Source organism: Streptomyces canus (assembly GCF_001514145.1).
Classification (GTDB): Bacteria; Actinomycetota; Actinomycetes; order Streptomycetales; family Streptomycetaceae; genus Streptomyces; species Streptomyces canus.
This window is the reverse complement of sequence record NZ_KQ948673.1, coordinates 60031-85474: the sequence shown is the minus strand read 5'-3', so window position 1 is coordinate 85474 and position 25444 is coordinate 60031. Positions and strand designations below refer to the sequence as shown.

Genomic DNA, 25444 nt, shown 5'->3' with positions numbered 1-25444 from the left:
CGCCAGGACCCCATCCGGAACACGGATGAGGACAGCCGATTACTCAACCGGGGTCCTCAGCAAGGCGCTTTACGGAGGTTTGACTTTCCCATTGGTTTCACCGCAGGTCGGCCGCGTATCCCGGAAGCACCCGGCGCAGGGCCCGCAGCGCGTAGTACGCGCGGGACTTCACCGTACCGGGCGGAATTCCGAGGATTTCGGCGGCCTCCGCCACACTCGTCCCCTGGAAATACACCAGCACCAGGACTTCACGGTGCTCCGGAGTGAGTGTCTTCACAGCTTCGCGTACGTCGAGGGCGGCGGCCGCCCGTTCGGCGTGATCGGCGCACACCCGGGCGTTCTCCAGCACCGCGTCGCCGACCTCGGCGGGGCGTGCCTGCCGGGCCCGCCGCGCGTCGATCGCGAGCCGGCGTCCCACGGTCAGCAGCCAGGGCCGTACGGACTCGAAGGCGTCGGCGCGCAGCGCCTCGGGATGCTGCCAGGCGCGCACGAGGGTCTCCTGCACCAGGTCCTCGGCGCGTTGCCGGTCGCCGTCACTGAGCCGGAGCAGGAGCGCGAAGAGGGGCCGGCCGTGCTCCCGCTGCAGTGCGGCGAGCTCGTGCTCGGCGGTCGTCCCGTTCGTGAGGGTGGTTCCGGCCGTCATGGCCGTATGGCACCTCAGCACGGGGCCGGGGGACAGGGCGCGCACAAGGATCTGCGGCGGACGGTCGATCGCGTCGACGAACGGTTCGGTGAACGGTCCGTTCCGCCTCCCTTCCGCGTCCCGTCCACCCCGGACGGGTCAAGAAGGCGGCCAGACCGTTTGCGGACACGGACAAGCTCATACCTATTCGTCAGCAAATATGACCACAGTGGGGTGAGCTGATGATTGCACGCAGACGGCAGGTTGCCCTGGCCCTCACGGCACTTCTCGCCGGGGGCGCCGCCTGCCAGGCGCACGACCACGAGACCCCCGGGCACCCGGCCCCGGCCGCCGTCGCACCGCGCGGCTTCACACTCGTCGCCTCCGGTGACGTCCTGCCGCACAGTTCGATCATCGACCGGGCCCGCTTCGACGGCGGCGGGCACGGCTACGACTTCCGCCCGATGCTGGCCGGAATCCGATCCGTCGTCTCCCGCGCCGATCTGGCGCTGTGCCACATGGAGACCGTCTACGGCGCGAACGGCGACTACACCGGCTACCCGACCTTCAAGTCACCGCCCGAGGTGGCCCAGGCGCTTGCCGCCACCGGCTACGACGGCTGCTCCACCGCCTCCAACCACAGCCTCGACGACGGCTCAGGCGGCATCCGACGCACCCTCGACGCCCTGGACCGCGCGGGCGTACGGCACGCCGGATCGGCCCGCACCGAGGCCGAGTCGCGCGCCGTCACCGTCCTGCGTGCCGGGTCGGCGAAGGTCGCCCACCTCGCCTACACCTATGACACCAACGGCTTCCCGCTGCCCCAGGGGCAGCCCTGGGCGGTCGACCTGATGGACGAGAAGAAGATCCTGGCGGACGCCCGTGCCGCTCGGAAGGCGGGCGCCGACGTGGTCGTCGTATCGCTGCACTGGGGCACCGAATGGCAGGACGCGCCCGATGAGCAGCAGATGGCCCTGGCGCGCGATCTGACCGCCGCCCGCACCGGGGGGCGGCCCGACGTCGACCTGATCCTCGGCACCCACGCCCATGTCCCGCAGGCGTACGAGAAGGTCAACGGCACCTGGGTCGTCTACGGCATGGGCGACCAGATCGCGGGCGAGATGTTCAACCACGAGGGTGCCCAGGACCCGCGCGGCAACCAGTCCACCCTCGGCCGCTTCACGTTCGCGCCGCCCGCCCGGCCGGGTGAGCGCTGGCGGGTCACGAAGGCGGAGTTCCTGCCGCAGATGTTCGACGTGGACGCCGGCCGGGTGGTGAACCTCAACCAGGCGATCGCGCGGGGCGCCGATCTCGAGGGCGTCCGTGACCGGATCCGGGAGGTGGTGCTGAGCCGGGGCGCGGCCAAGGACGGGCTGGCGATGGGGTAGTGGGTCAGTCCACCTCCACATGGTCGAAGGTCCGCAGCATCTCCTTCAACACACGTACGCACGCCCGGAGTTCGGCATCGGTCAGCTCGCCGCCGCCGACCTGCCGGTTCAGGGCGTGCTCGCGGGCGAGGATCGCGGTGATGACGGCCACGCCCTCGTCCGTGATCCGGATCAGCGAGGACCGCTGGTGGGCGGGGTTGGGCGTGGCCTCCGCCCAGCCCCGGTCCATCGCGTCATTGGCCATGCGCTGCACGAACTGCCGGGTCAGCGCCATGATCCGACCCATCTGGGGGACCGTCATGGGCCCGTACCTGTGCAGCAGGACGAGGACGGAACGCACGCCGACGGACACCCCCCCGACCGCCTCGTCCTGCTCCAGTTTGCGCAGGCCGCGTCGGTAGAGCGCGCCGACGAGGTCGAACACCTCGCTGACCCGGTGGCCGAGATCGTCGGGGGGCAGTGGTTCGTCGATGTCGTTCACCCGCTCATCATGCACCGGCTCATCATGACAACTGGGTTGTCAAAGTTTCCCGAACATGACACCTTGGTTGTCATGACAGCTGCTTCGGAACTGAGCTACTTCGCGTCCGCCGACGGGGACATCGCCTATCTCGACACCGGAACCGGCGACCCCGTCGTCCTGCTCCACGCCGGCTACGTCGACCACCGCCTCTTCGAGGCCCAGACACCGGTCCTCGCCGAGGAGTACCGCGTCATCGCCGTGGACATCCGCGGCCACGGCTGGACCGCCAACGCGACCAAGCCCTTCCGCTGGGCCGACGACCTCGCAGACCTGCTGCGCCATCTCGACGTGGGCCCCGCGGTCCTGGTCGGTGTCTCGATGGGCGGAGCCGTCGCCGGTGACGCGGCGATCGAGTATCCGGAACTGGTCCGGGGGATCGTCGTCAGCGGGGCCTCGGTCAGCGACTTCCAGTACACCCACGAGGCAACCCGGAAGATCATGGCCGAATCCCACCGGGCCCTGCACGCGGGCGACATCGAGGGTTGGCTGAAGATCTTCCTCAGGGCCGTGAGCGGTCCGTTCCGCTCGCCCGACGAGCTCGACCCGCGCATCCTGGAGCACCTGCGCGACATGGCCGTCCACACCGTCACCAAGCACACACCGGGCGAACGGGACTGGCACGTACCCATGACCGACACCTGGGCCCGGGTCCCGAAGATCGACGTCCCGGTGCTCATGGTCAACGGCACGCTCGACGTGCCGGACCTGATCGCCGACGCGGAACTCTTCGCCGGCACCGCCCCGAACGGCCGCTCGGTGCTGGTGGAGGGCGCCTCGCATCTCCCCAACCTGGAGAAGCCCGAGGAGTTCAACGCGATCGTGCTGGACTTCCTGCGCTCGCTCTGACGCTCCACCGCCGACCGCAGCGTCGTGCTGCGCCTGCTGGGGGACACCCCCCAGACCCGCGCTGCCCGCGCCGATGACGCCGCCTACGCCGATTGCGGTCGGCTGCCACAGTCCGGGTGACCGCCCCAGGCCCGGGCCCGCGTCGGCCTCCGTCTCCTCGACGCGCTCGATCGGTTTGCGGCGGAGAATTCCCTCGCCCCTACGGAGCCGGGCCGTGCGCCTCATCTCTTCGCGCACGGCAAACGGCTGACGGTGGATCATGACGGCAATACGTCTGGGGCACGTGAGCTGAACGGCTGTTCAGGAGGAGGGGGCCGGAGTAGTTTGCCGCGCAACCACAGCGCAGCGGTCTCGGAGCATCCGACATGACCAGTGAGCCGCACAGCCCTCTTCAGACCTTCCGGTTGCCCGCCGCGGTGCGCGACACGCACGACGACCGCGCCCTCGGCCGGGCTCTGGTCGCCGCATGGCAGTCCGACGGCATCTTCCAGATCCGCGCCACCCGTACCCAACAGGAGGCGACAGAACGGGCGTTGGCCGAGTCCAGGACGTTCTGCCGCAGAGCGCTGAACGAGAAGGCCCGCCATGTCTCGGACCTGAGCTACAGCGGTTACGTGGCCTCCGGCGAGGAGGAGACGGCCGGGGAGCGGGACGGCTCGGAGATCTTCACGGTGTGCCCCGACATCCCGGCGGACGACCCTCGCGTCATCGACCGGTGGCCCTGTCACGGACCGGTGCCCTGGCCCTCAGCCGGCTACGCCCGCGCCATGAAGGACTACATGACGGTCGTCGGCGAGATCGGCGGGCGCCTGCTCCGGCTGACGGCACTGGGGCTCGGCCTCGACGACCCCGACCGCTTCACCCGGCTCACCACGGACGGCTGGCACCACATGCGCGTCCTGCGCTTCCCGCCCGCCGACGCCACCTCGCAGCGCGGCATCGGCGCCCACACCGACTACGGTCTGCTCGTCATCGCCGCCCAGGACGACGTGGGCGGCCTCCACATCCGGCCGCCCGTCCCGGGAGAGCGACGCGGCCGCAACTGGCTGCCCGGCGAGTCGATGGCCGGCCGCTACGAACACGAGGAGCCCTGGACCTACGTCACCCCGGTCGCGGCCGTTTTCACCGTCTTCCCCGGCGACATCATGCAGTTCATGACCGGCGGTGCCCTCCTGTCGACCCCGCACAAGGTCCGACTCGCCGCCCGCGAGCGCCACACCCTCGCCTATTTCCACGAACCGGCCTTCGACGCCGTGGCCCGCCCGCTCGACGCTCCGGACTCCGCCGAGTACATCCACTACGGCACCCACTTCACCCGGATGTTCATGCGCTGCTATCCCGAGCGCGTGACCACGGCCCGTATCGAGGCGGAGGGCCGGCTGAAGGTACTGGACCGGCTGCGCGAGGAGGCGCTCGCCTGACCCCGAACGGGCTTACGGCACCACGGTCACCGGCCAGCGCCCCGCCTTGACCAGCCGCACCGCGACGGAACCGACGATCCGGTGGCCGGCCTGCTCCGAGGCTCCGACGACGACCGCGTCGGCCTTGAGCTCGTCCGCCGCCTTCGTCAGCCCGCTGTAGGGGTCGCCGCGGAAGGTGTGGAACTCCCAGCGCACATCGAATATCCCCTTGTTCTGCTCGGTCGCGTGCCGGATCTGGGCGACCAGGTCCTCGGCGATCTCGTCGGTCGTCTCGGCCACCGGCGCGCCGAGCGCGGCGCCCGAGGCGATCACCGGCTGGACGTACACGACGGCGAGCAGCGCGTGCTGCCGCCGGGCCAGACCGCCGGCGTATGCCGCGGCGCGGAGCGAGGAGTCGGAGCCGTCCACGCCGACGACGATGACCTTGGGCCCGTCCGTGCCCCGCTCGAACTGGTGCGCATGCTGTTCCGTCACGGCTGTGAGGCTATCGGAAGCCGCAGGTCCGGGCGGCAGACGGGGCCCGTCGACATCCGTGCGCAAGTTTCGCGGAGAGAGGGCACTCGAAGGGCGGGCCGCGAGCGGGCCGACACCCAAGCCCGCCGCCGCCCTCGGCCCCCGGCCTCGACGGAGGGGACGAGGCCGGGGCCGAAGCCGATTGCCCTCGTACGCCGTCGGCCTGACGTTCCGCCATGCCGCTCGGGCACGTTTTCGCTGGACCGGGCGGGTGTATTCGTGCCGCCACACCGGTGTTGCTGAGGTGCGTCGGAGCTGCGCCGGGCGACTGATGAGTCATGACGAAGGATCAGTTGCTCACACGGCTGTCGTCGACGGCGGCGGCGGTGCTCACCCGGCGTCGGGCCCTGCTGGCCGGCGCCGCCGCGGTCGGGGCCGCCGGCACGGCCGGAGTGCTCGCGGCGGTCACCGGCGAGAAGCCGGTCGGGCCGGCGCTCCCCGCCGCCGGCCCGCCGGCCCACCGCGCGGTCAGGTCCTCGGCCTACCGCCTCCAGCCCCTGACCGGATACGGCCCGCCGCACGCCACCAGCCGGAAGACGCTGGTGCGCCACGAGCCGTTGCTGAAGGTCTCCGGGCGCGGCAGGACCATGGTGCTGACCTTCGACGACGGACCCGACCCCCGCTACACCCCGCACATCCTGGACACGCTGGCCGAGTACGACGTACGGGCGATGTTCTTCGTGTGCGGGGAGATGGCGGTGAACAACCAGGATCTGCTGGCCCGGATGTCCGACGAGGGACACGTCGTCGGCAACCACACCTGGTCCCACCCGCTGCTCACCCGGCTCACCCGCTCCCGCATTCGTTCCGAGATGGAACGCACCTGCGACGTCATCGAGGACGCCTACGGCGAGCGGCCCGAATGGTTCCGTGCTCCCTACGGCGCCTGGAACCGCGCTGCCTTCCAGCTCGGCGCCGAGCTCGGCATGGAACCCCTCGCCTGGACCGTCGACACCCTCGACTGGACCACCCCGGGCACCCGCCGCATCGTCGGCGCGGTGGAGCACGGCGCCGCCCCCGGCGTCGTGGTGCTCTCGCACGATGCCGGGGGCGACCGCTCCCAGAGTGTCCGGGCGCTGCGTGACTATCTGCCGCAGCTCATCGATTCCGGCTATCACCTCACCGTCCCGCGACGGCAGTACGTATAGGCGGAACGCGCCCGCCGGGTCGGGGAACGCTCAGCGCACCTCGACCAGGCGGGCGAAGGCGACGACGTTTCCGTCGTAGCCGTTGTTCTTGGAAAATCCGCCCCCGCAGGTGATGACCCGCAATTCGGGGGTTCCCTTGGAGCCGTAGACACGGTCTCCGGGGAAATTGTTCTTCTCGAAGACCTCGATGCCGTAGATCTCGAAGACGGCCGTCTTTCCGTCCTTGCGCCTGATCTCGACGCGATTTCCCTTCTTCAGGGCCCCGAGTGCGTAGAACACGGCGGGGCCCTGTTTGTTGTCGACATGGCCGACGACGACCGCGGTGCCCTTCTCGCCGGGGGAGACCGCGCCGGTGAACCAGCCGGCCAGATTAGGGTCCTCCGGCGGCGGCGCGCCGACCCAGCCGTCCGAGTCCAGGCCGACCGGCAGCATCGGCGCGTCGACCCGGATCGCCGGGATGGAGACCCGGTCGGGCGCGGCGTACGGCAGGGGAGCGGGGGCGCTGCCGAAGGCGGAGCCGTGCACCCGGCTGTCCGCCGCGGCCGCCGACGCGGGCTGCGGCGGGCCGACGTCGAACTCCCCCGAACCGTTCCGAATGAGGGCGAGACCGGTCAGCAGAACAAGCGCTATCACGCCCCAGGGAGCGCGCTTCTTCCGCTGCTCCTCCTCTTCGGCCAGCCCGGCCAGCTCGGACGCAGACATTGACTTCCCCTCTCGACGCGGCCGTCGCCACGTCATTCGCGCATACGAGAACGCTAAGTCCCGCGCGCGCAACCGGCGACGGGGCGGCGGCGAACGGGTGGCATCCGGACGCGGCTGGTGCGCCATCCGAGTTGCCGTGAGCAGGAATTTTCTGACGGTCCGTGACCTGCGGAGATATCCGATTGTGCGCTTTTCGTTCGGCGTGTCCTCTCACCGGTACGGACCAGTGCCGAAATGCGGGCTTGCGCACGGCATCTGAGGGTCTTTATGGGAGGCGTTTTCTCGCCGATCCACCGGGGACCGTTCCCGGGGCGTCTCCCGCGGAGGATTCACATGCGTACTACTCGTGCCCTGGCGGCCGCCGGCGCCGCGGTCGCCGTGCTCGGACTCGCCGCCCCGGCGGCCGTCGCGCGGGACGGCATGAACCTGAGCCCCAGCAATGTCGTCGCCCTGCCCAACGTCATCGCCCGGGGCGGCCAACTGACCATCACCGTCAACAACTGCACCGGCAACGCCACCGCGAGCTCGGACGCGTTCCGGACGATCAGACTGCGGACGGGGGCCAACAACCTGGCGACGGGACGCGCCACGGTCAACCGGAACGCGGCCACGGGATCGCACAGCATCCACGTCGTCTGCGGCAACGGCACCGTGATCAACCCCACGGCCTTCACCGTCATCGGCGGAGTCCGCGGCGGGCTCGGTGGCAGCAGCTCCGCCGGGGCCACCCCGACCGACATGGCCATCGGCGGCGGTCTCGTGGCCCTGGCCGTCATCGGCGGCGGGGTGTTCTGGATGCGCCGGCGGTCCGAGAAGCACATCTGATCTCCGCCCCCTTCGGAGACTTCCGACCGCACGTGGCACAGGCCTTCGCCCCGGATTCCGAGAGGAACCCCCGGGGCGGAGGTCTGTGCGCCCGGCGGAGCCGTCACGCGTCGTCCTCGTCGGTGCGACGACGGGAGAAGTAGTACGCCGCCCCGATCGACCCCGTGATCAGCGCGGCGCCCATGACGAGCTCCTTGAGGTCGAACCCGGCGATGCTGGTGCCGCCCTCACCGGCATGCACACCCCGGTCGGGGTGGAGCGGCACCGGTGTGGGACCGTCCGGGCGGCCGCCGGTGACGGTCACACTCGTGGACCCGCTCACGCCGTCGCACGTGAACGTCACCCGGTACACCGAACCGGGTCTGGCGTCCCAGTCGACGACGGCCGTCGCGTAACTCTTGTGCGGCGGGATGATGACGGTGTCGAGGACCGCCGACGTCACGGTCGCCGAGCCCCTGCAGCCGCCGTGGTTCCGTTCCAGCAGGAGGGCCACCTGTCCGCCCGCGGCGACGGTCGAGGGCAGGACGCTGAAACCGAAGGGAGTGATGTCGGTTTCCTTCGCCACGGCGGCCGGTGCGGAGAAGGTCAGGGCGGTCACGCCCAGCAGTGCGGCCGAAGCGACGCGTATCGCGCGCATGGTGGTTCCTCCGGTCCCCGAGGAGCAGCTGCGGACCTTTTCCGCCTTCGCCGGAAATGCACCTCGATGACCGAAACGCTAGGAACAGGTGTACGCCTGCGCGATCGCTGTCGCTCCGAATGGGGCACGCGTGTGGGCCGATCGGGGGACGCCGACGGTGTGTCGGGCGCCGGACGTCCCCCGGATGTGTCCGCGGTGGGACGCCGTCAGCCCTTGATGTCCGGGAAGAGGGCGAAGAACGGCTCCGCCGACGCCGTGATGCCCCGGCTGTACGGGGCGTCGAAGTCCCAGATCAGGAAGAGCAGGAAGGCGATCAGCGCGGAGAACAGGCCGGCCAGGATCAGCTCGCGTGCCGTACGCCGGATCTGCAGCGCGAAGACCATGCCGATGGTGACGACGCCGCCGCCCAGCAGACCGAACCAGACCACCCCGGGCATGGTGGGCTCGACCGAGTCGGCGCGGGCGTTGCGGGCCTGGTCCACGGCGGCCACCTGGTCGATGAGCGGCTGGTAGGCCTGGGCCTCGAAGTCGGTCCTCGGCTGGTAGGAGGTGACGTCCGTGCGGAGCCGGCCGAGGAGCTCGGTGCCGCGCCCGGTCATGCGGCGGTGGTCGGCCATCTCCTTCCACTCGGTCGTGACGACGTGTCCGACATAGGCGTTGACATCGTCCCGAATACGGTCACGGGCGTCGGCCGGATAGACCTGGACCCGCTCCGAGATCTCGTGCAGCGCCTGGGCCTCCGCCTGGACGTGGTCCTGGGCGGAGCTGCGGGCCTCCCAGACGCCCGCGATGGCCAGACCCAGGACGATGGCGTACACCACCCCGATCCACATCGTCATGTACTCGATGACGTCGGGGGTCTCGCTGGGATCCTCGTCCACGGGTGCGGCCTTGTGGCGGATGAGCGTGATGGCGACCACCACGGCGCATGCGGCCAGCATCGCGAGGATGAGAACAAGCCATTCCGGCAAGGGATGCCTCCAGGATCGGCACTAGCGGGGCCGCAGGGCGGCCACGGCGACCACCGCGGGCGCGGTGATGAGCAGGACGTAGATCACGGGCGAGGTCGTGCTGTGCGTGCGCCGTTCGGGCGCCTTCGCGTGGTGGTAGGCCGGATAGGTCACCGGAGTCGCGGAGGGGCCCGGGGCCGGACTGGGCGGTGGCTTCCGCGTCGGGGTCGGGGTGGGAGCCGGTGCCGGGGTGGGCGCGGGGGGCGGCGGCGTGGGTCGCGGGCGCGGTGCGGCCGGTTGCGGTGCCGGTGCGGGCGGTGCGGGCGGGGGAGGCGGTGGCTCGGGGGTCGGCGTCGGCTTCGGCGGCTTCTGCGTCGGCGTCGGCGTGGGGTCGGGAGGGGGAGTAGGCGTACACGGAGGCTCGGGGGGTGGGGGAGTGGGAGTGGGCGGGGGTGGAGGCTCGGGCTTCGGGCACGGCGGGAAGGCGGGCCAGGTGGAGCTGCCGGCGACTGCCACCGCCACCGCCTGTGCGCCGTCGGGGCCGGCGGAGGCGTAGGCGCAGGCATCCGCCTCGGCCACCCCGGCCGTGGGGCCGATGAGCGCCCACGTCAACGTCAGGAGGGCCAACACCCGTATGGCGGAGGCGGATTGGGGTGATTCGGGTCGATGCACGACGGCGATCATGAGGCCTGTCACGCCCTCTCACGCGCGGGCGCGAAGGGATTGACCCGAAGGAGGGACAAAGGGCCGTTCGGTGTTTGAATTCCGGGCGCCCGTCCGCCCGATGGGGGGTACATCTGTGCGGTCCGGGGCGGGTGTGGTCACAGCTTCCGAAAAGAAATATGCGGGACGGTTGAACACAACCCCTGCTCCGCTGCGTACCCATGGTCGTGCGGCGGCGCAGCAGGGCGCTGCAACACCCTTTTGAATTATGGGGAGTTGACGATGAAGACCTCCTGGCGGAACGCCTCACTCGTGGCAAGCGCCGCGGCGGTGCTGGTGCTGACGACGGCGTGCGGTCAGGAAGGCGGCACGTCGTCGGTGGGCAGCCAGAACGTCGGTGCCACGGCGGCGGCGGGCGGTTACGGCGGTGTCGGCTCCGGTATCGGGACCGGTACCAGCCCGAGCGCCAGCTCGACCGTGGCCGGTGGCCAGGGGAACCTGGGAGCGCAGTCGGCCTCGGCCGGCAAGCTCGAGGTTTCCGCGAATGCCGAGCTCGGGGACGTGCTGACCGACAGCGCCGGTCTCAGCCTCTACCGCTTCGACGAGGACACCGCCGAGCCGCCGAAGTCGAACTGCAACGGCGACTGCGCGACCGCCTGGCCGCCGGTACCCGCGAACGACGCCTCGGCCGGCGCCGGTATCGACAAGGCGCTGCTCGGTGAGGTGACCCGGGCCGACGGCAGCAAGCAGCTGACCATCGGCGGCTGGCCGGCCTACCGCTACGCGAAGGACACCAAGGCCGGCGATCTGACCGGCCAGGGCGTGGGCGGCAAGTGGTACGCGCTGGCGCCCACGGGCAAGAAGGCGTCGGTCGCCAGCCTGCCCGGACTGTCCACGCGCAACGACCCCAACCTGGGCGAGATCGTCGTCGACAAGAACGGCATGACGGTCTACCGCTTCGCCAAGGACAAGGCCTGGCCCGAGCCGGTTTCCAACTGCGTCGGTGCCTGCCTGGAGAAGTGGCCGGTCGTGGCGCCGGTGTCGGCGAACGACACCAAGGACGTCCAGAAGAAGGGCCTGATGAGCTTCACCCGCTCCGACGGCGCCAAGCAGCAGACGGTCAACTGCTCGCCCATCTACACCTTCTCGGGCGACAAGCAGGCCGGAGACACCAACGGCCAGGGTGTCGGCGGCACCTGGTACGCCGTCCGTCCCAACGGAGAGATGGTCGGCGTCTCCGACAAGTGACGGCGGTCCAGCCCGAACCACCGGTCCGCCCCCTCCGCGCCGCACGGAGGGGGCGGGCCGGTTTTGCCGTCATTCCCCCCAACTCCCCGCGAGTCGGCGCCTGATCCGGAACTCTCCGGAGTGCGGCGCCTACTTTTCGTAGGGGATCCACGGCATTCCGCAGCGGCACGTGCCGCAGGCAGTGACCGGGAACGGACGGTCAATTTCCGTTTCCACTCGCTCCATTGGCGGTCGATCAGTAGCCTCAGCTCGAACACCGGATCGTCTACGCCTTGGAGAGATACATGGAGCGTCCCGCCTGGGCTCCCCGGAGCATCGACATCTCGGTGCCGAGTGTCTCGCGTATCTACGACTTCTACCTGGGCGGTTCGCACAACTTCGAGGCCGACCGGGAGGCGGCCCGCAGGGTCATGGAGTTCGCACCGGGGCTGCCGAAGACCATGCAGGCGAACCGGGCCTTCCTGCGGCGGGCGGTGCGGTTCGCCGCAGACGAGGGCATCACCCAGTTCCTGGACATCGGCTCCGGCATCCCGACCTTCGGCAATGTCCACGAGGTCGCCCAGAGTGCCCGCCCCGGCGCCCGTGTCGTCTACGTCGACCACGACCCGGTGGCCGTCGCGCACAGCCAGGCGGTCCTGGAGGGCAACGCGGACGCGGGAGTCGTCGCCGCCGACCTTCGCAAGCCCCGGGAGATCCTCGCCAGCCCCGAGGTTCAGCGCCTGATCGACCTGAACCGGCCGGTGGCACTCCTTCTCGTTGCCATACTGCACTTCGTGGAAGACGCGGACGACCCCTACGGAGCGGTGGCGGAGCTGCGCGACGCACTCGCGCCCGGCAGCCTGCTGGTGCTCACGCACGCGTCGTACGAGGGAATTCCGCTTCCGCCGGAGCGGACCGAGGGTGCGGTGGACGTGTACAAGGACATTCGCAACCCGCTGATCATGCGCTCGCGCGAGGAGATCGCGCGGTTCTTCGAGGGGTACGACATGGTGGAACCGGGACTGGTGTCGCCGCCGAGGTGGCGGCCCGAGTCGGCGACCTGGAACCCCGACGACGAGGATCCGTGGGCCTTCTCCGGGTTCGCCGGCGTGGGGCGTACCGCGTGATCGCCGAGCCGGACGGGCCGGAGGACAGACTGCGCCGGTTCGCGACGATCTGGAGCCGGGCCGTGTTCCCGGTGACGTCGACGTCCGCGACCCGGCCGGAGTTCGAGGAACAACTGCTGCCGCTGGCCCGCCGGTTGAGCGAGGCGCTCGCGGCAAGGGTCGTCGACACGGACGAGGGCCGGGCGGTCGGCGCCGCCCTCGTCGACGCGCACTGCACGGATCCGGAGGCGCTGACCCGCTCCCTGGACTGCGTCGACGCCTATCTGGTGCTCTACTGCGGCGGCGACGGCGACCGCGAGGACCTGCGGTCGCGTTCCGCACGCCTCCAGCACGCCATGGCCGCCGGGTTCGCGCACGCGCTGCGGGAGCGGACGCTGGCCGAGCAGGAGGCCATCGCACAGGCCGCCCTCGAGGCGCAGGGCGTGGTGGCACAGGCGCTGCACGCGACGGAAGCCCGGTTCCGCGCGGTGTTCGAGGGCGCGGCCATAGGGATCGGCATCGCCGACCTGGACGGCAACGTCCTCCAGGTCAACGGCGCGCTGCTGCGCATGTTCGGCATCACCGACCAGACCATGCGCGGCCGCAGGGTCCAGGAGTGGACCCACCCCGAGGACGCCCCCCAGACCTGGACGCTCTACGACGAGCTCGTCCGCGGTGAGCGCGAGCACTACCACCTCGAAAAGGCCTTCTACCGCCCGGACGGAACGGTCCTGTGGACCAACCTGACGGTCTCCCTGCTGCGCGACGCCGACGGCGTCCCGCAGTACCAGCTCGCCCTCATGGAGGACACCACCGAGCGCCGGCTGCTCAACCTCCGGCTGCGCTACGAGGCCACGCACGACGCGCTCACCGGACTGCCCAACCGCACGCTGTTCTTCGAGCGCCTGGAGAAGGCGCTGAACGCGGGCGAGGGCCAGCGGTTCGGCCTGTGCTACCTCGACCTCGACGGCTTCAAGACCATCAACGACAGCCTCGGCCACGCGGCCGGCGACCGGCTGCTCGTCGAGGTCGCCGACCGGCTCCAGTCGTGTGCGACCGCCCCGGGCGAGATGGTGGCCCGGCTCGGCGGTGACGAGTTCGTGGCGCTGACCACCGGCCCCGACACCGAGAGCGAGGTCGACGACCTCGCGGCGCGCATCATGAACGTGCTGCTCGCCCCGGTCCGTATCGACGGCCGCGAGCTGACCGTGCGCGGCAGCATCGGCATCGTCGAGGGCCCCACGGGCGAGCGGGGTCCGGCGGAGGTCCTGCGCAGCGCCGACATCACCATGTACCGGGCCAAATCGGCGGGCGGCAACCGCTTCGAGCTGGCCGACCCGGAGGCCGACGCCCGCGCCATCACCCGGCACGGGCTGACCACGGCGCTGCCCGCGGCCCTGGACCGCGGCGAGTTCTTCATCGAGTACCAGCCGCTGGTCCACCTCGGCGACGGCAGTGTGCGGGGTGCCGAGGCGCTGGTGCGCTGGCTGCATCCGCAGCACGGGGTGCTCGGCCCGGACCGGTTCATCCCGCTCGCCGAGCACACCGGGCTGATCGTGCCGCTCGGCCGCTGGGTCCTGGAGCAGTCGGTACGGCAGGCCCGTGAATGGCGGGAACGGTACGGGGAGAACCCTCCCCTGAGGATCAACGTCAACCTCTCGCCGTGCCAGCTCACCCACCCCGGCCTGGTCCAGGACACCGTCGACATCCTGGAGCGCGCCGGCGTCGAGCCGGACGCCCTCTGCCTCGAAGTCACGGAGTCGGCCCTCATCGGCGCCGACGACGACCTCCTCAAGCCGCTGCGTCGGCTCGCCGAGATGGGCGTCGACATCGCCCTGGACGACTTCGGCACGGGCTACTCGAACCTGGCGAACCTTCGCCGCCTCCCGGTCAGCGTCCTGAAACTGGACCGCTCCTTCACCCAGAGCATGCAGCAGTTCCCCGCCGATCCCGTCGACCTCAAGATCGTCGAAGGTATCGTTTCGCTCGCCCACGGTCTGAACCTCGCGGTGACGGTCGAGGGGGTCGAAACCGGGGCCCAGGCCGAGCAGTTGCGGATACTGGGCTGCGACACGGCCCAGGGCTGGTACTACGCCCGCCCGGGCCCGCCGGAGCGGCTGCACGAGCTGGCGCTGGTGGACGCGACGGGCTGAGCGCACCTCCCGCGGCCGAGCCGTAGGTCGATGACCACGACGTGGCCCGAGTCTGCGCACGGCGCGACCGTCATGGGGGTAGGTGCGGGGCCATCGTCTGCGGGGTACGCCGGGGACATGTGGGGCGCCGTGCTACCGGTTCCCCGCGGACCGGCGACGGGCCCGGTGGTGCCCGCGCACCCCGCCAGCACCGTCAGCGCCCCGCCCATCACGACGATCCGCCGCGTCATCCGCCCACCCTGCGCAAGAAAACCCCGTGCCGCGACCGCTCAGCGCTCCAGGAGCATCCGCTGCAACTCCCGTGCCGCTCGCGGCGGAGCCACGTCGCTGCGGTGGGCCAGCGCGATCGTCCGGTGCAGGCCGGGACGGGCGAGCGGGGTGACCCGCAGCCCCCGGCCCGAGCGCGTGGCGACCATGCGCGGTACGACGGCCACCCCCAGGCCCGCCCGGACGAAGCCCAGCACCGCGTCCATCTCCCCGCCCTCCACCGCGAAGTCCGGCTCGAAGCCCTCGGCGCGGCACGCGGCCACGGTCAGTTCGCGCAGGTCGTAGCCGTGCCGGAACATCACCAGGGGCTCGCTCTCCAGGTCGGCGACGCGCACGGTACGGCGGCCGGGGCCGCCCGGGGCCGGCGCCTCCGGCGAGGACACGACGACCAGGTCCTCGCGCAGCAGCTCCACCGTCGTCAGCGCCGGGGACGGCGACGGCAGCGGGAGGACCACCAGCGCCAGGTCGAGGGCGCCGCGCGCGAGCAGCCGTACGAGATCGTGGGAGCCGCCCTCCTCGATCATCAGCCGGATGCCGGGATAGCGGTCGTGGAAGGCGCGCAGCACGTCCGGCAGCAGGCCGGTGCACAGACTCGGGGTCGCGCCGAGCCGGACCCGGCCGCTGCGGAGCTGCACCAGCTCCTGCACCTCGTGCCGGGCCGTGTCCGCGTCGGCCAGGATGCGGCGGGCCAGCGGCAGCAGGGCCTCGCCCGCGTCGGTGAGCGCGATGTTGCCGCGCGCCCGCAGGAACAGATCGGCCCCGAGCTCCCGCTCGAGCGCCTTGATCTGCTGGGACAGGGACGGCTGCGCCACATGGACGAGGTCGGCGGCGCGGGTGAAGTGCCGGGTCTCGGCGACCGCCACGAAGTACTGAAGCTGCTGGAACTGCACCCTCGTACGATAGCCGTTCTCTATGGAATCAAGCCGGACCATGTCTTGGACCGATCGGGTCGTTCGGCTCTAGCGTCTTGACCCATGGCTCTGGCAACGCGGACGGACCGACGGCCGTCCATGGCACGCACCGTGTGGGACAGCTCCGTCGGCAAGAAGACCGTGATGGCCGTCAGCGGCCTGATCATGCTGCTGTACCTGGTCGTCCACATGATCGGCAACCTGAAGATCTTCTTCGGGGCGGGCGAGTTCAACCACTACGCGCACTGGCTGCGCACGGTCGGGGAACCGTTCATGCACTACGAGTGGACGCTCTGGATCATCCGCGTCGTGCTGGTGGTCGCCGTCGTCGCGCACGCCGTCTCGGCCTACCAGCTCAGCCGCCGCGACATCCGGGCACGGCCCAGCAAGTACGTCCACAAGAAGCCGCAGGCGAGCTACGCGACGCGCACCATGCGCTGGGGCGGGATCATCCTCGGCCTGTTCATCGTGTGGCACATCCTCGACCTGACGACCGGCACCGTGCACTCCGGCGGCTTTCAGGAGGGCCACCCGTACCAGAACGTCGTGGACACCTTCTCCACCTGGTACGGCAACGTCATCTACATCGTCGCGATGCTCGCCCTCGGCCTGCACGTCCGGCACGGCTTCTGGAGTGCCGCGCAGACCCTCGGCGTCGGCAGCCGCACCCGCGACCGTGCCCTCAAGGCCGTCGCCAATGTCCTCGCACTGCTGCTCACGGCCGGCTTCATCGCCGTGCCCGTGGGTGTCATGACCGGAGTGGTGAGCTGAACATGACGTACACCGACTACGCGACCGGCGAACCGGTCGCCGACACCAAGGCTCCGACCGGACCGGTGGCCGAGCGCTGGGACAAGCGCCGCTTCGAGGCCAAGCTGGTCAACCCCGCCAACCGCCGCAAGCACACGGTGATCGTCGTCGGAACCGGCCTCGCGGGCGGCTCCGCGGGCGCGACCCTCGCCGAACAGGGCTACCACGTCGTCCAGTTCTGCTACCAGGACTCCCCGCGCCGCGCCCACTCCATCGCCGCTCAGGGTGGCATCAACGCGGCCAAGAACTACCGCAACGACGGCGACTCGATCCACCGCCTCTTCTACGACACCGTCAAGGGCGGCGACTTCAGGGCGCGCGAGTCCAACGTCCACCGCCTGGCACAGATCTCGGTGGAGATCATCGACCAGTGCGTGGCGCAGGGCGTGCCCTTCGCACGGGAGTACGGCGGTCTGCTCGACACCCGCTCCTTCGGCGGAGTGCAGGTCTCCCGGACCTTCTACGCCCGCGGCCAGACGGGTCAGCAGCTCCTGCTGGGCGCGTACCAGGCGCTGTCGAGGCAGATCGCGGCCGGGAACATCGAGATGCACCCGCGCACCGAGATGCTCGACCTGATCGTCGTCGACGGACGGGCCCGCGGGATCGTGGCCCGCGACCTGGTCACCGGCCGCATCGACACGTACTTCGCGGACGCGGTGGTACTGGCCTCCGGCGGCTACGGCAACGTCTTCTACCTGTCGACGAACGCCATGAACTCCAACGCCACGGCCATCTGGCGGGCCCACCGCCGCGGCGCGCACTTCGCCAACCCCTGCTTCACCCAGATCCATCCGACCTGCATCCCGCGCACCGGCGACCACCAGTCCAAGCTCACGCTGATGAGCGAGTCGCTGCGCAACGACGGCCGGATCTGGGTGCCGAAGGCCAAGGGCGACACCCGTCCGCCGAACCGGATCCCCGAGGACGAGCGCGACTACTACCTGGAGCGCATCTACCCGTCCTTCGGCAACCTGGTCCCGCGCGACATCGCCTCCCGCGCCGCGAAGAACGTCTGCGACGAGGGCAGGGGAGTGGGGCCGGGCGGACAGGGCGTGTACCTCGACTTCGCCGACGCCATCCAGCGGATGGGCCGGGCAGCCGTGGAGGCGAAGTACGGCAACCTCTTCGACATGTACCAGCGGATCACCGACGAGGATCCGTACGAGGTGCCGATGCGGATCTACCCCGCCGTGCACTACACGATGGGCGGCCTGTGGGTCGACTACGACCTCCAGACCACGATCCCCGGCCTGTTCGCGATCGGCGAGGCCAACTTCTCCGACCACGGGGCCAACCGCCTCGGCGCCTCCGCGCTGATGCAGGGCCTGGCCGACGGCTACTTCGTGCTGCCGGCGACCATCAACGACTACCTCGCCCGCAACCCGCACCAGGACGCGGTGACCGGCGAACACCCCGCCGTGCAGGAGGTGTTGGCGGAGACCGAGGACAGGCTCAACCTGCTCCTCGCCGTCGACGGCGACCGCACGCCGGACTCCTTCCACCGCGAGGTCGGCGAACTCATGTGGGAGTTCTGCGGGATGGCGCGCACCGACTCCGGTCTGCGCAAGGCGCTGGAGCGCATCCCGCAGATCCGCGAGGAGTTCTGGCGGCGGATCAAGGTCCCGGGCACCGGCGAGGAGTTCAACCAGTCCCTGGAGAAGGCGAACCGAGTCGTCGACTACCTGGAGCTCGCCGAGCTGATGTGCCTCGACGCACTGCACCGCGCCGAGTCCTGCGGCGGTCACTTCCGCGAGGAGTCCCAGACGCCCGACGGCGAAGCCGCGCGCAGGGACGACGAGTTCGCCTACGCGGCGGCCTGGGAGTTCACCGGCACCGGTGAGGCTCCCGTCCTGCACAAGGAAGACCTGGTCTTCGAGTACGTCCACCCCACTCAGCGGAGCTACGCATGAAGCTCACCCTGCGCGTCTGGCGACAGAAGAACGCCGACGCCGACGGCGCGATGTCCACGTATGAGGTGGACGGCATCTCGTCCGACATGTCCTTCCTGGAGATGCTGGACACCCTCAACGAGGAACTCATCCTGCGCGGTGAGGATCCGGTGGCCTTCGACCACGACTGCCGCGAGGGCATCTGCGGCGCGTGCTCGCTCGTCATCAACGGCGACGCGCACGGACCCGAGCGGACGACCACCTGCCAGCTGCACATGCGGTCCTTCTCGGACGGCGACACGATCGACGTCGAGCCGTGGCGGGCGTCCGCGTTCCCGGTGATCAAAGACCTGGTGGTGGACCGGTCGGCCTTCGACCGGATCATCCAGGCCGGGGGATACATCACGGCGCCCACGGGTGCGGCACCCGAGGCCCATGCGACGCCGGTACCCAAGCCCGATGCCGACTTCGCCTTCGAGCACGCCGAGTGCATCGGCTGCGGGGCGTGTGTCGCCGCATGTCCCAACGGGGCGGCGATGTTGTTCACCTCGGCCAAGGTGAATCACCTGAACGTGCTGCCGCAGGGGGCGCCGGAGCGGGAGACCAGGGTTCTCGACATGGTCGAGCAGATGGACGAGGAGGGCTTCGGCGGGTGCACGCTGACGGGTGAGTGCGCGACGGCCTGCCCCAAGGGGATTCCGCTGGTCTCCATCACCAGCATGAACAAGGAATGGCTGCGGGCGACCCGGAAGGTCGCCAGGCGCTGAGAGACGTTCGCCGACAAGGTGCGGACGGGCGGGGTCGGACGTGGTGCTCTGGTCCGGCCCCGCCAAGGTCACTTGGAGAGGGCCGTGTCGATCAGTGCGCGGTAGCCCCCGCCCCGGGGTTGCCTTGCCCCGGCCACCGGTGGGACACCGGCCGGTCTACGGAGTCGGAGGCCCCGGACACTTTGTCCGAGCCGTTCAACCTCCGCACATCCGCACTCTCGGAACCCGTCACGTACACGCCAACCGGCGTCGGGAGAACAGGGACAGCGGCACCGCTCGCCGCCTCCGCCTGTGACCTGGAGAGTGCCATGAACGGCGTTTCCACCCTGGACCGTCCCCCGCAGAGCGTCGCCCCCACCCGCTACACCGTCGGTCTGGCCCGCGACGAGGACGACGTACGGGCCGCGCAGCGGCTGCGGCACGACGTGTTCGCCGGGGAGATGGGCGCCCTCCTGTCCACCCCGGAGCCCGGCCTCGACGTGGACGGCTTCGACGCCTACTGCGACCACCTGCTCGTCCGCGACAGCGTGACCGGCCAGGTCGTCGGCACCTACCGGCTGCTGCCCCCGGAGCGGGCCGCGGTGGCCGGACGCCTGTACTCGGAGAGCGAGTTCGACCTCGCACCGCTCGACGCGATCCGCCCGGGCCTCGTCGAGGTCGGCCGCTCCTGCGTGCACCCCGACCACCGCGACGGGGCCGTCATCGGTCTCATCTGGGCCGGGATCGCCCGCTACATGGTGGACCGCGGCCATGACTGGCTGGCCGGCTGCTGCTCGATCCCGCTCGCCGACGGCGGCGTGCTCGCGGCCGGTACCTGGGACCGGGTGCGCACCAAGTACCTGGCTCCCGAGGAGTTCCGGGTACGGCCCCTGCTGCCCTGGGAGCCGGCCGAGGGGACGCCCGCCGCCCACACCGAGCTGCCCCCGCTGCTGCGCGGCTACCTCCGCCTCGGCGCCTGGGTGTGCGGTCAGCCCGCCCACGACCCGGACTTCGGGGTCGCCGACATGTACGTGCTGCTGTCGATGCGCCGGGTCAACGCCCGCTATCTGCGGCACTTCCTTTCACTCGCCCCGGCCTGATGAGCGTCTGGCTGCCCAGCGCGCCCTGCACCCCGGGGACGTGTCTGGAGCGGACGGGGGCCGCCACGGCCGTACCCCGTGCCGTGGTGCGTCTCCTCGCGGTCACGTCGGTGCTGCTCGCCGGGATCGCGTTGCTGCCGGTCGGCCGGTTGATCCCGGCCGGCGCGGTCAGGTGGTGGTGCCGGGCGCTGGTGCGGGCCTCGGGGGTCCGGGTCCGCATGTCCGGCGCCACCACGCCCCCGGGCGGGGTGCTCCTGGTCGCCAACCACATCTCCTGGCTGGACATCCCGCTGCTCGCCGCGGTACGCCCCGCCCGAATGCTCGCCAAGTCCGAGATCCGGCGGTGGCCCGTGGCGGGATGGCTGACGGCCCGCAGCGGCGCGCTGTTCATCGAGAGGGACCGGCTGCGTGCTCTCCCGGACACGGTCGCCCGGATCGCCGACGCGTTGCGCGGGGGCTCCGCGGTCGCCGTCTTCCCCGAGGGCAGCACCTGGTGCGGCCGTGCCCAGGGTCACTTCCGTCGCGCGGTGTTCCAGGCGGCCCTGGACGCCGGGGTGCCCGTCCAGCCGGTGAGTCTGCGGTACCGCCTTGTCGACGGCGGGTCCAGTACGGCCCCCGCCTTCATCGGCGACGACTCTCTGCTCGCGTCGGTGTGGCGGGTGGTGTCGGCACGGGGACTGATGGCCGAGGTGGAGGTTGCGGACCCCGTCACCCCGGGCAGGCACCCCGACCGACGCTCACTGGCCCGGGCGGCGCAGTCGTGCTCGTGCCATGGGCGGACCGGGCAGCACACGGGCCGGCTGACACCCCGGCCGCCCGACGGGCAACAGCCATGAGCCTGCCGGACGGCGGGGGCGGTCACCGTCGGGCACCCCATGGTCAGGTGCCCGACGTCAATGCCCTTGCCAGGTAAGGGGCCGTGACGCTCTCCTCCACCCCGGCCACATCCCCCGGCGTTCCCGCCGCCACGATCCGTCCGCCTGCATCCCCGCCGCCCGGGCCCAGGTCGATGACCCAGTCCGCGCCCGCCACGACCGACATGTCGTGCTCGACGACGATCACCGTGTGGCCGGCGTCGACGAGGCCGTGGAGTTGGCGCATGAGGACCTCCACGTCGGCCGGGTGGAGGCCGGTCGTGGGTTCGTCGAGGAGGTACAGGGTGTGGGCGCCACGGACGCGCTGGAGTTCGCTCGCGAGCTTGATGCGCTGGGCCTCGCCGCCGGAGAGTTCGGTGGCGGGCTGGCCGAGGCGGAGGTAGCCGAGACCGACGTCGAGGAGGGTGGCGAGACTGCGGGCCACGGCCGGGGTGTCCGCGAAGAAGTCCGCCGCCGACTCCACGGTGAGGTCGAGCACCTGGGCGATGTTCCGTCCCCGGTACGTCACCTCGAGCGTGGCGGGGTTGTAGCGGGCCCCGCCGCAGTCCGGGCAGGGCGCATAGGTGCTGGGCAGGAAGAGCAGCTCCACGCTGACGAACCCCTCGCCCTGGCAGGTCTCGCAGCGACCTCCCGCCACATTGAAGGAGAACCGGCCCACACCGTAACCGCGTTCACGCGCCTCGTCGGTGCTGGCGAAGACCTTGCGCACGACGTCGAACAGACCCGTGTAGGTCGCCAGGTTGGAGCGCGGGGTCCGGCCGATCGGCTTCTGGTCGACCGAGACCAGACGGCCCACCCCCTCCCGCTCCTCCGTGATCTCGCCGACCAGCGTGGACTTGCCCGAGCCCGACACCCCGGTCACCGCGGTGAACACGCCGAGCGGGAACTCGGCCGTCACCCCGCGCAGGTTGTGCCGGTCGACCGGACCGACCGTCAACCGGCCTCGCCATGACCGCGCTTCACGCTTCAGCACGGGGGAGTGGTCGAACAGGAACCGAGCCGTCGCCGATTCCGCGACCTCGGCCAGCTGCTCCACCGGGCCGCTGTGCAGCACCCGCCCGCCGTGCTCACCCGCTCGCGGCCCGACGTCCACCAGCCAGTCCGCCCCGCGCATGACGTCCAGCTGGTGCTCCACCACGAACACCGAGTTGCCGGCCGCCTTCAGCCGCGCCAGCACGGTGAGGAGAGCCTCGGTGTCCGCGGGGTGCAGTCCGGCGGAGGGTTCGTCGAGGACGTACACGACTCCGAACAGCCCGGACCGCAACTGGGTGGCGAGCCGCAGCCGTTGGAGTTCACCGGCGGACAGGGTGGGCGTCGCGCGGTCCAGGCTGAGATAGCCGAGACCGAGCTCGAGGATGGGCGCGATACGGGCCTTGAGGTCGTCGGTGAGGACCCGCGCGGTCTCGCCGCGGGCGACCAGCGAGGCGGCCAGCTCGGTCAGCGGCAGCGCCGCGATGTCGGCGATCGTGCGGCCCGCGAAGGTGACCGCCAGCGCCTCCGGACGCAGCCTGCTGCCGCCGCAGACCGGGCACGGGGCGGAGACCAGGAACCCCTCGGCCTTCGCCCTGAGGGTCTGGCTCTTGGAGTCCGCGAAGGTCTTGAGGACATAGCGGCGGGCGCTCATGTACGTACCCTGGTAGGGGCGTTGAATGCGGTCGGCGTCGCGCACCGGGTGCACGGTGACGACCGGCTGCTCGTCGGTGAACAGGATCCACTCCCGCTGTTCGGCGGGCAGGTCACGCCAGGGCCGGTCCACGTCGTAACCGAGCGCGTCGAGGATGTCCCGCAGGTTCTTGCCCTGCCAGGCACCGGGCCACGCCGCGATGGCGCCCGCCCGGATCGACAGCGACGGGTCGGGGACCAGCGACTGTTCGGTCGTACGGTGGACGCGGCCCAGGCCATGGCACTCCGGGCAGGCGCCGACCGCCGTATTGGGGGAGAAGGAGTCCGAGTCGAGCCGTTCGGCGCCCGGCGGGTAGTCACCGGCCCGGGAGAACAGCATGCGCAGCGAGTTCGAGAGATTGGTGACCGTCCCCACGGACGAGCGGGACGTCGGCGCCGAACGACGCTGCTCGAGCGAGACCGCGGGCGGCAGGCCGGTGATCTCGGCGACCTTCGGCGCGCCCACCTGATGGATCAGCCGGCGCGCATAGGGAGCCACCGACTCGAAGTACCGCCGCTGAGCCTCCGCGTAGATCGTCCCGAACGCCAGCGACGACTTCCCCGACCCGGACACCCCCGTGAACACGGCCAGCACATCCCGCGGAATGTCGACATCCACCCCTTGGAGATTGTGCTCACGGGCACCGCGGACGCGGACGTACGGGTCGTGGGAGCCGCTGGGGTCGTGCATGCAAACGACTCTAACCGGAGGTGATCGTCGCCAGCCGCCGGTAGGAGTCCAGCAGGGCCTCGCGGTCGTACGTGCTGGTCGTGACCAGGACCTCCTGCGCCGCCGTCTCCTTCAGTACCGTCTCCAGCTCGTGGGCGACCTGTTCCTCGGTGCCGGCGATGTGCCCGGCGAGACCGGCCTCGTAGAAGCCGCGTTCCTTCTCCGTCATCGCGAGACCCTCGACGCGCTCCGCGGGCGGGAGCGGCGGGAAGGTGCCGTGGGTGCGGGAGTACGCCATCGCCCAGGCCTCCGGGATCAGCAGACGCCGTGCCTCCTCCGGCGTGGCGGCCACCGCGACCGTCCCGGAGATGACGACATACGGCTCCCGCGCCCAGGGTGAGGGCCGGAAATGCGCGCGGTAGTGGTCGATGCCGCGCTGCATCCTGTCGCGGCTCCTGAGGTCGCCGATGACCATCGGCAGGCCCGCACGGGCCGCGATCGCGGCTCCCTCGCCCATGGCCAGCACGAAAGGCGGCACGGTCAGGCCTTCGGCCGGCCGGGCGTGCACGCCCGTCGGGGAGGTGCCGCGGAACCAGCCCAGCAGTTCCTCCAGCTGTACGGCGAAGTCGTCGGCGTCGTCCTTGCCGCGGCCCAGCGCCTTGCGCACACCGTCGGTGAACCCGACCGAGCGCCCCAGGCCCATGTCGATCCGGCCGGGGAAGAGGGACTCCAGCACCCCGAACTGTTCGGCGACGACCAGGGGTTGGTGGTTGGGCAGCATCACTCCGCCGGTGCCGACCCGGATCGTGTCCGTGGCGGAGGCGACGGCGGCCGCCAGCACGGTCGGTGCGGAGCCCGCGACTCCCGGCACGCCGTGGTGTTCCGAGACCCAGAAGCGGTGGTAGCCCAGCCCTTCCAGCTCCCGCGCCAGCCGGACGGTGTCCCGCAGCGCCTGCGCGTTCGTGCCGCCCTCGCGGGTGCGGGAGCGGTCCAGGACGGAGAAGCGGGTGGCGGCGATCACGGAACTCACACAGGGTTCAACACGTGACCGGGTGCGGTATTCCCGCCGGAAAACCGGATGACCGCGATCGCCGCAGGTCAGCACAATGGACGGCGTGACCGTCCAGAACATCCTGCTCTCCGGCGTCGTCGGCTCGACCGCGTACGGACTCGCCCGCGAGGGCTCCGACGTGGACCGGCTCGGCATGTTCGCCGCGCCCACCGAGACCCTGCTCGGCCTGCACACGCCGAAGGAGTCCCACGTGACCACGGCACCGGACCGCACCCTGCACGAGGCGGCGAAGTGGTGCAGGCTCGCCCTCGGCGGCAATCCGACCGTGATGGAGCTGGTCTGGCTGCCGGACGAGCTGTACGAGGTGCGCACCCCGCTGGGCGACGAACTCATCGGCATCCGCGGATCGTTCCTGAGCGCCCAGCGGGTCCGGGACGCCTATCTCGGGTACGCCACCCAGCAGTTCAGGAAACTGGAGAGCCGCGCCGGCGACCACCGCACCGCCAAGCACGCCCGGCATCTGAAGCGGCTCTGCCACCAGGGCCTGGAGCTGTACACCACCGGACGGCTCGCCGTGCGCGTCGTGGACCCCGAGGAGTACCACCGCTTCGGGGACGCCGTCGCCGCCGATCCCGCCTCCGCCCGGTCACTGCTCGCCCACTACGAGACCGCGTTCGCCGAGACCCGCAGTGTGCTGCCGGACCGGCCCGACGAGCGACCGGCTGAGGCGTGGCTGCGCCGCGTCCGCGCGGAGTTCTACGACACGGCGGCGTGAGCG

24 protein-coding genes and 1 pseudogene are annotated in these 25444 nt (G+C 70.8%); 14 read left to right on the top strand and 11 right to left on the bottom strand.

What is annotated here, in order from left to right:
* Positions 1 to 97: 97 nt before the first annotated feature.
* Entirely contained in the window at positions 98 to 643 is a 546-nt protein-coding gene (locus AQJ46_RS40960) for a sigma-70 family RNA polymerase sigma factor (RefSeq protein WP_057617982.1), read from the bottom strand.
* Between the two features lie 221 nt (positions 644 to 864).
* On the opposite strand from AQJ46_RS40960, the gene AQJ46_RS40955 reads away from it, so the two are divergent.
* Positions 865 to 2010, top strand: coding sequence for a CapA family protein (locus AQJ46_RS40955; protein ID WP_059210415.1), 1146 nt, complete (start codon positions 865 to 867; stop codon positions 2008 to 2010).
* Between the two features lie 4 nt (positions 2011 to 2014).
* Here AQJ46_RS40955 and AQJ46_RS40950 read toward each other — a convergent pair whose 3' ends face one another.
* A complete protein-coding gene (locus AQJ46_RS40950) occupies positions 2015 to 2491 on the bottom strand; it encodes a MarR family winged helix-turn-helix transcriptional regulator (protein ID WP_059210414.1) in 477 nt (158 codons plus the stop codon).
* A gap of 72 nt (positions 2492 to 2563) precedes the next feature.
* Here AQJ46_RS40950 and AQJ46_RS40945 point away from each other — a divergent pair, with 72 nt between their 5' ends.
* On the top strand, positions 2564 to 3379 hold the full coding sequence (locus tag AQJ46_RS40945; RefSeq protein WP_059210413.1) for an alpha/beta fold hydrolase: 816 nt from the start codon (positions 2564 to 2566) through the stop codon (positions 3377 to 3379).
* A gap of 45 nt (positions 3380 to 3424) precedes the next feature.
* Here AQJ46_RS40945 and AQJ46_RS57710 read toward each other — a convergent pair.
* A pseudogene (locus AQJ46_RS57710) lies at positions 3425 to 3604 on the bottom strand (amino acid permease); the annotation flags it as partial.
* Positions 3605 to 3744: 140 nt separating this feature from the next.
* Here AQJ46_RS57710 and AQJ46_RS40940 point away from each other — a divergent pair.
* Positions 3745 to 4800 (top strand): 2-oxoglutarate and iron-dependent oxygenase domain-containing protein, encoded by a 1056-nt coding sequence (locus tag AQJ46_RS40940; protein ID WP_059210412.1) that lies wholly within the window; start codon positions 3745 to 3747, stop codon positions 4798 to 4800.
* 12 nt (positions 4801 to 4812) lie between these two features.
* Here the strand turns inward: AQJ46_RS40940 and AQJ46_RS40935 are convergent, their stop codons facing one another.
* Positions 4813 to 5274 (bottom strand): universal stress protein, encoded by a 462-nt coding sequence (locus AQJ46_RS40935; RefSeq protein ID WP_057617986.1) that lies wholly within the window; start codon positions 5272 to 5274, stop codon positions 4813 to 4815.
* Between the two features lie 317 nt (positions 5275 to 5591).
* On the opposite strand from AQJ46_RS40935, the gene AQJ46_RS40930 reads away from it, so the two are divergent.
* The gene (locus AQJ46_RS40930; RefSeq protein WP_059210411.1) at positions 5592 to 6461 is read left to right on the top strand and encodes a polysaccharide deacetylase family protein; all 870 of its coding nucleotides are present in this window, start codon (positions 5592 to 5594) and stop codon (positions 6459 to 6461) included.
* A 30-nt stretch (positions 6462 to 6491) separates the two neighbouring features.
* Here AQJ46_RS40930 and AQJ46_RS40925 read toward each other — a convergent pair whose 3' ends face one another.
* Complete coding sequence (locus AQJ46_RS40925; protein ID WP_057617988.1) at positions 6492 to 7163, bottom strand: class F sortase; 672 nt, start codon at positions 7161 to 7163, stop codon at positions 6492 to 6494.
* 333 nt (positions 7164 to 7496) lie between these two features.
* Here AQJ46_RS40925 and AQJ46_RS40920 point away from each other — a divergent pair, with 333 nt between their 5' ends.
* On the top strand, positions 7497 to 7988 hold the full coding sequence (locus tag AQJ46_RS40920; RefSeq protein ID WP_057617989.1) for a hypothetical protein: 492 nt from the start codon (positions 7497 to 7499) through the stop codon (positions 7986 to 7988).
* 103 nt (positions 7989 to 8091) lie between these two features.
* On the opposite strand, the gene AQJ46_RS40915 is transcribed toward AQJ46_RS40920, so the two are convergent.
* The 3 genes from AQJ46_RS40915 to AQJ46_RS58565 all read right to left on the bottom strand — a co-directional run bounded on the left by AQJ46_RS40915 (position 8092) and on the right by AQJ46_RS58565 (position 9749).
* Entirely contained in the window at positions 8092 to 8625 is a 534-nt protein-coding gene (locus AQJ46_RS40915) for a hypothetical protein (protein ID WP_059210410.1), read from the bottom strand.
* A 206-nt stretch (positions 8626 to 8831) separates the two neighbouring features.
* A complete protein-coding gene (locus tag AQJ46_RS40910) occupies positions 8832 to 9596 on the bottom strand; it encodes a bestrophin-like domain (RefSeq protein WP_059210409.1) in 765 nt (254 codons plus the stop codon).
* Positions 9597 to 9617: 21 nt separating this feature from the next.
* Positions 9618 to 9749 (bottom strand): hypothetical protein, encoded by a 132-nt coding sequence (locus AQJ46_RS58565; protein WP_263972896.1) that lies wholly within the window; start codon positions 9747 to 9749, stop codon positions 9618 to 9620.
* A 771-nt stretch (positions 9750 to 10520) separates the two neighbouring features.
* Here AQJ46_RS58565 and AQJ46_RS40905 point away from each other — a divergent pair.
* From AQJ46_RS40905 to AQJ46_RS40895, 3 genes are all read left to right on the top strand, one after another.
* A complete protein-coding gene (locus tag AQJ46_RS40905) occupies positions 10521 to 11486 on the top strand; it encodes an SCO0930 family lipoprotein (RefSeq protein ID WP_059210408.1) in 966 nt (321 codons plus the stop codon).
* 284 nt (positions 11487 to 11770) lie between these two features.
* Entirely contained in the window at positions 11771 to 12592 is an 822-nt protein-coding gene (locus AQJ46_RS40900) for an SAM-dependent methyltransferase (protein WP_057617992.1), read from the top strand.
* Complete coding sequence (locus AQJ46_RS40895) at positions 12589 to 14724, top strand: putative bifunctional diguanylate cyclase/phosphodiesterase (protein ID WP_059210540.1); 2136 nt, start codon at positions 12589 to 12591, stop codon at positions 14722 to 14724. Before AQJ46_RS40900 ends, AQJ46_RS40895 begins: the two co-directional genes overlap by 4 nt.
* A gap of 269 nt (positions 14725 to 14993) precedes the next feature.
* Here AQJ46_RS40895 and AQJ46_RS40885 read toward each other — a convergent pair whose 3' ends face one another.
* Complete coding sequence (locus tag AQJ46_RS40885; protein WP_059210406.1) at positions 14994 to 15881, bottom strand: LysR family transcriptional regulator; 888 nt, start codon at positions 15879 to 15881, stop codon at positions 14994 to 14996.
* 120 nt (positions 15882 to 16001) lie between these two features.
* Here AQJ46_RS40885 and AQJ46_RS40880 point away from each other — a divergent pair, with 120 nt between their 5' ends.
* The 5 genes from AQJ46_RS40880 to AQJ46_RS40860 all read left to right on the top strand — a co-directional run bounded on the left by AQJ46_RS40880 (position 16002) and on the right by AQJ46_RS40860 (position 21283).
* Positions 16002 to 16673 (top strand): succinate dehydrogenase, encoded by a 672-nt coding sequence (locus tag AQJ46_RS40880; RefSeq protein WP_057617994.1) that lies wholly within the window; start codon positions 16002 to 16004, stop codon positions 16671 to 16673.
* Positions 16674 to 16675: 2 nt separating this feature from the next.
* On the top strand, positions 16676 to 18622 hold the full coding sequence (locus tag AQJ46_RS40875; protein WP_059210405.1) for a fumarate reductase/succinate dehydrogenase flavoprotein subunit: 1947 nt from the start codon (positions 16676 to 16678) through the stop codon (positions 18620 to 18622).
* Positions 18619 to 19368 carry a succinate dehydrogenase/fumarate reductase iron-sulfur subunit gene (locus tag AQJ46_RS40870; protein ID WP_059210404.1) on the top strand — a complete coding sequence of 250 codons (750 nt, stop codon included), beginning with the start codon at positions 18619 to 18621 and terminating at the stop codon, positions 19366 to 19368. The genes AQJ46_RS40875 and AQJ46_RS40870 overlap by 4 nt, the downstream gene beginning before the upstream one ends.
* A 308-nt stretch (positions 19369 to 19676) precedes the next feature.
* A complete protein-coding gene (locus AQJ46_RS40865) occupies positions 19677 to 20447 on the top strand; it encodes a GNAT family N-acetyltransferase (protein ID WP_059210403.1) in 771 nt (256 codons plus the stop codon).
* The gene (locus tag AQJ46_RS40860; RefSeq protein WP_059210402.1) at positions 20447 to 21283 is read left to right on the top strand and encodes a lysophospholipid acyltransferase family protein; all 837 of its coding nucleotides are present in this window, start codon (positions 20447 to 20449) and stop codon (positions 21281 to 21283) included. The genes AQJ46_RS40865 and AQJ46_RS40860 overlap by 1 nt, the downstream gene beginning before the upstream one ends.
* A 43-nt stretch (positions 21284 to 21326) precedes the next feature.
* Here the strand turns inward: AQJ46_RS40860 and AQJ46_RS40855 are convergent, their stop codons facing one another.
* Positions 21327 to 23675, bottom strand: a complete 2349-nt coding sequence (locus tag AQJ46_RS40855; RefSeq protein ID WP_059210401.1) for an ATP-binding cassette domain-containing protein — start codon at positions 23673 to 23675, stop codon at positions 21327 to 21329.
* Positions 23676 to 23685: 10 nt separating this feature from the next.
* Entirely contained in the window at positions 23686 to 24684 is a 999-nt protein-coding gene (locus AQJ46_RS40850) for an LLM class flavin-dependent oxidoreductase (RefSeq protein WP_059210400.1), read from the bottom strand.
* Positions 24685 to 24769: 85 nt separating this feature from the next.
* Between AQJ46_RS40850 and AQJ46_RS40845 the strand changes: the two genes are divergently transcribed.
* Positions 24770 to 25441 carry a nucleotidyltransferase domain-containing protein gene (locus AQJ46_RS40845; RefSeq protein WP_057618153.1) on the top strand — a complete coding sequence of 224 codons (672 nt, stop codon included), beginning with the start codon at positions 24770 to 24772 and terminating at the stop codon, positions 25439 to 25441.
* The last annotated feature ends 3 nt before the right edge of the window (positions 25442 to 25444 follow it).

Coding starts and splice junctions, on each gene's coding strand:
- AQJ46_RS40960 (WP_057617982.1), bottom strand. CDS start 643: ATGACGGCCGGAACCACCCTCACGAACGGGACGACCGCCGAGCACGAG.
- AQJ46_RS40955 (WP_059210415.1), top strand. CDS start 865: ATGATTGCACGCAGACGGCAGGTTGCCCTGGCCCTCACGGCACTTCTC.
- AQJ46_RS40945 (WP_059210413.1), top strand. CDS start 2,564: ATGACAGCTGCTTCGGAACTGAGCTACTTCGCGTCCGCCGACGGGGAC.
- AQJ46_RS40940 (WP_059210412.1), top strand. CDS start 3,745: ATGACCAGTGAGCCGCACAGCCCTCTTCAGACCTTCCGGTTGCCCGCC.
- AQJ46_RS40930 (WP_059210411.1), top strand. CDS start 5,592: ATGACGAAGGATCAGTTGCTCACACGGCTGTCGTCGACGGCGGCGGCG.
- AQJ46_RS40925 (WP_057617988.1), bottom strand. CDS start 7,163: ATGTCTGCGTCCGAGCTGGCCGGGCTGGCCGAAGAGGAGGAGCAGCGG.
- AQJ46_RS40920 (WP_057617989.1), top strand. CDS start 7,497: ATGCGTACTACTCGTGCCCTGGCGGCCGCCGGCGCCGCGGTCGCCGTG.
- AQJ46_RS40915 (WP_059210410.1), bottom strand. CDS start 8,625: ATGCGCGCGATACGCGTCGCTTCGGCCGCACTGCTGGGCGTGACCGCC.
- AQJ46_RS40905 (WP_059210408.1), top strand. CDS start 10,521: ATGAAGACCTCCTGGCGGAACGCCTCACTCGTGGCAAGCGCCGCGGCG.
- AQJ46_RS40900 (WP_057617992.1), top strand. CDS start 11,771: ATGGAGCGTCCCGCCTGGGCTCCCCGGAGCATCGACATCTCGGTGCCG.
- AQJ46_RS40880 (WP_057617994.1), top strand. CDS start 16,002: ATGGCACGCACCGTGTGGGACAGCTCCGTCGGCAAGAAGACCGTGATG.
- AQJ46_RS40875 (WP_059210405.1), top strand. CDS start 16,676: ATGACGTACACCGACTACGCGACCGGCGAACCGGTCGCCGACACCAAG.
- AQJ46_RS40870 (WP_059210404.1), top strand. CDS start 18,619: ATGAAGCTCACCCTGCGCGTCTGGCGACAGAAGAACGCCGACGCCGAC.
- AQJ46_RS40865 (WP_059210403.1), top strand. CDS start 19,677: ATGAACGGCGTTTCCACCCTGGACCGTCCCCCGCAGAGCGTCGCCCCC.
- AQJ46_RS40860 (WP_059210402.1), top strand. CDS start 20,447: ATGAGCGTCTGGCTGCCCAGCGCGCCCTGCACCCCGGGGACGTGTCTG.
- AQJ46_RS40855 (WP_059210401.1), bottom strand. CDS start 23,675: ATGCACGACCCCAGCGGCTCCCACGACCCGTACGTCCGCGTCCGCGGT.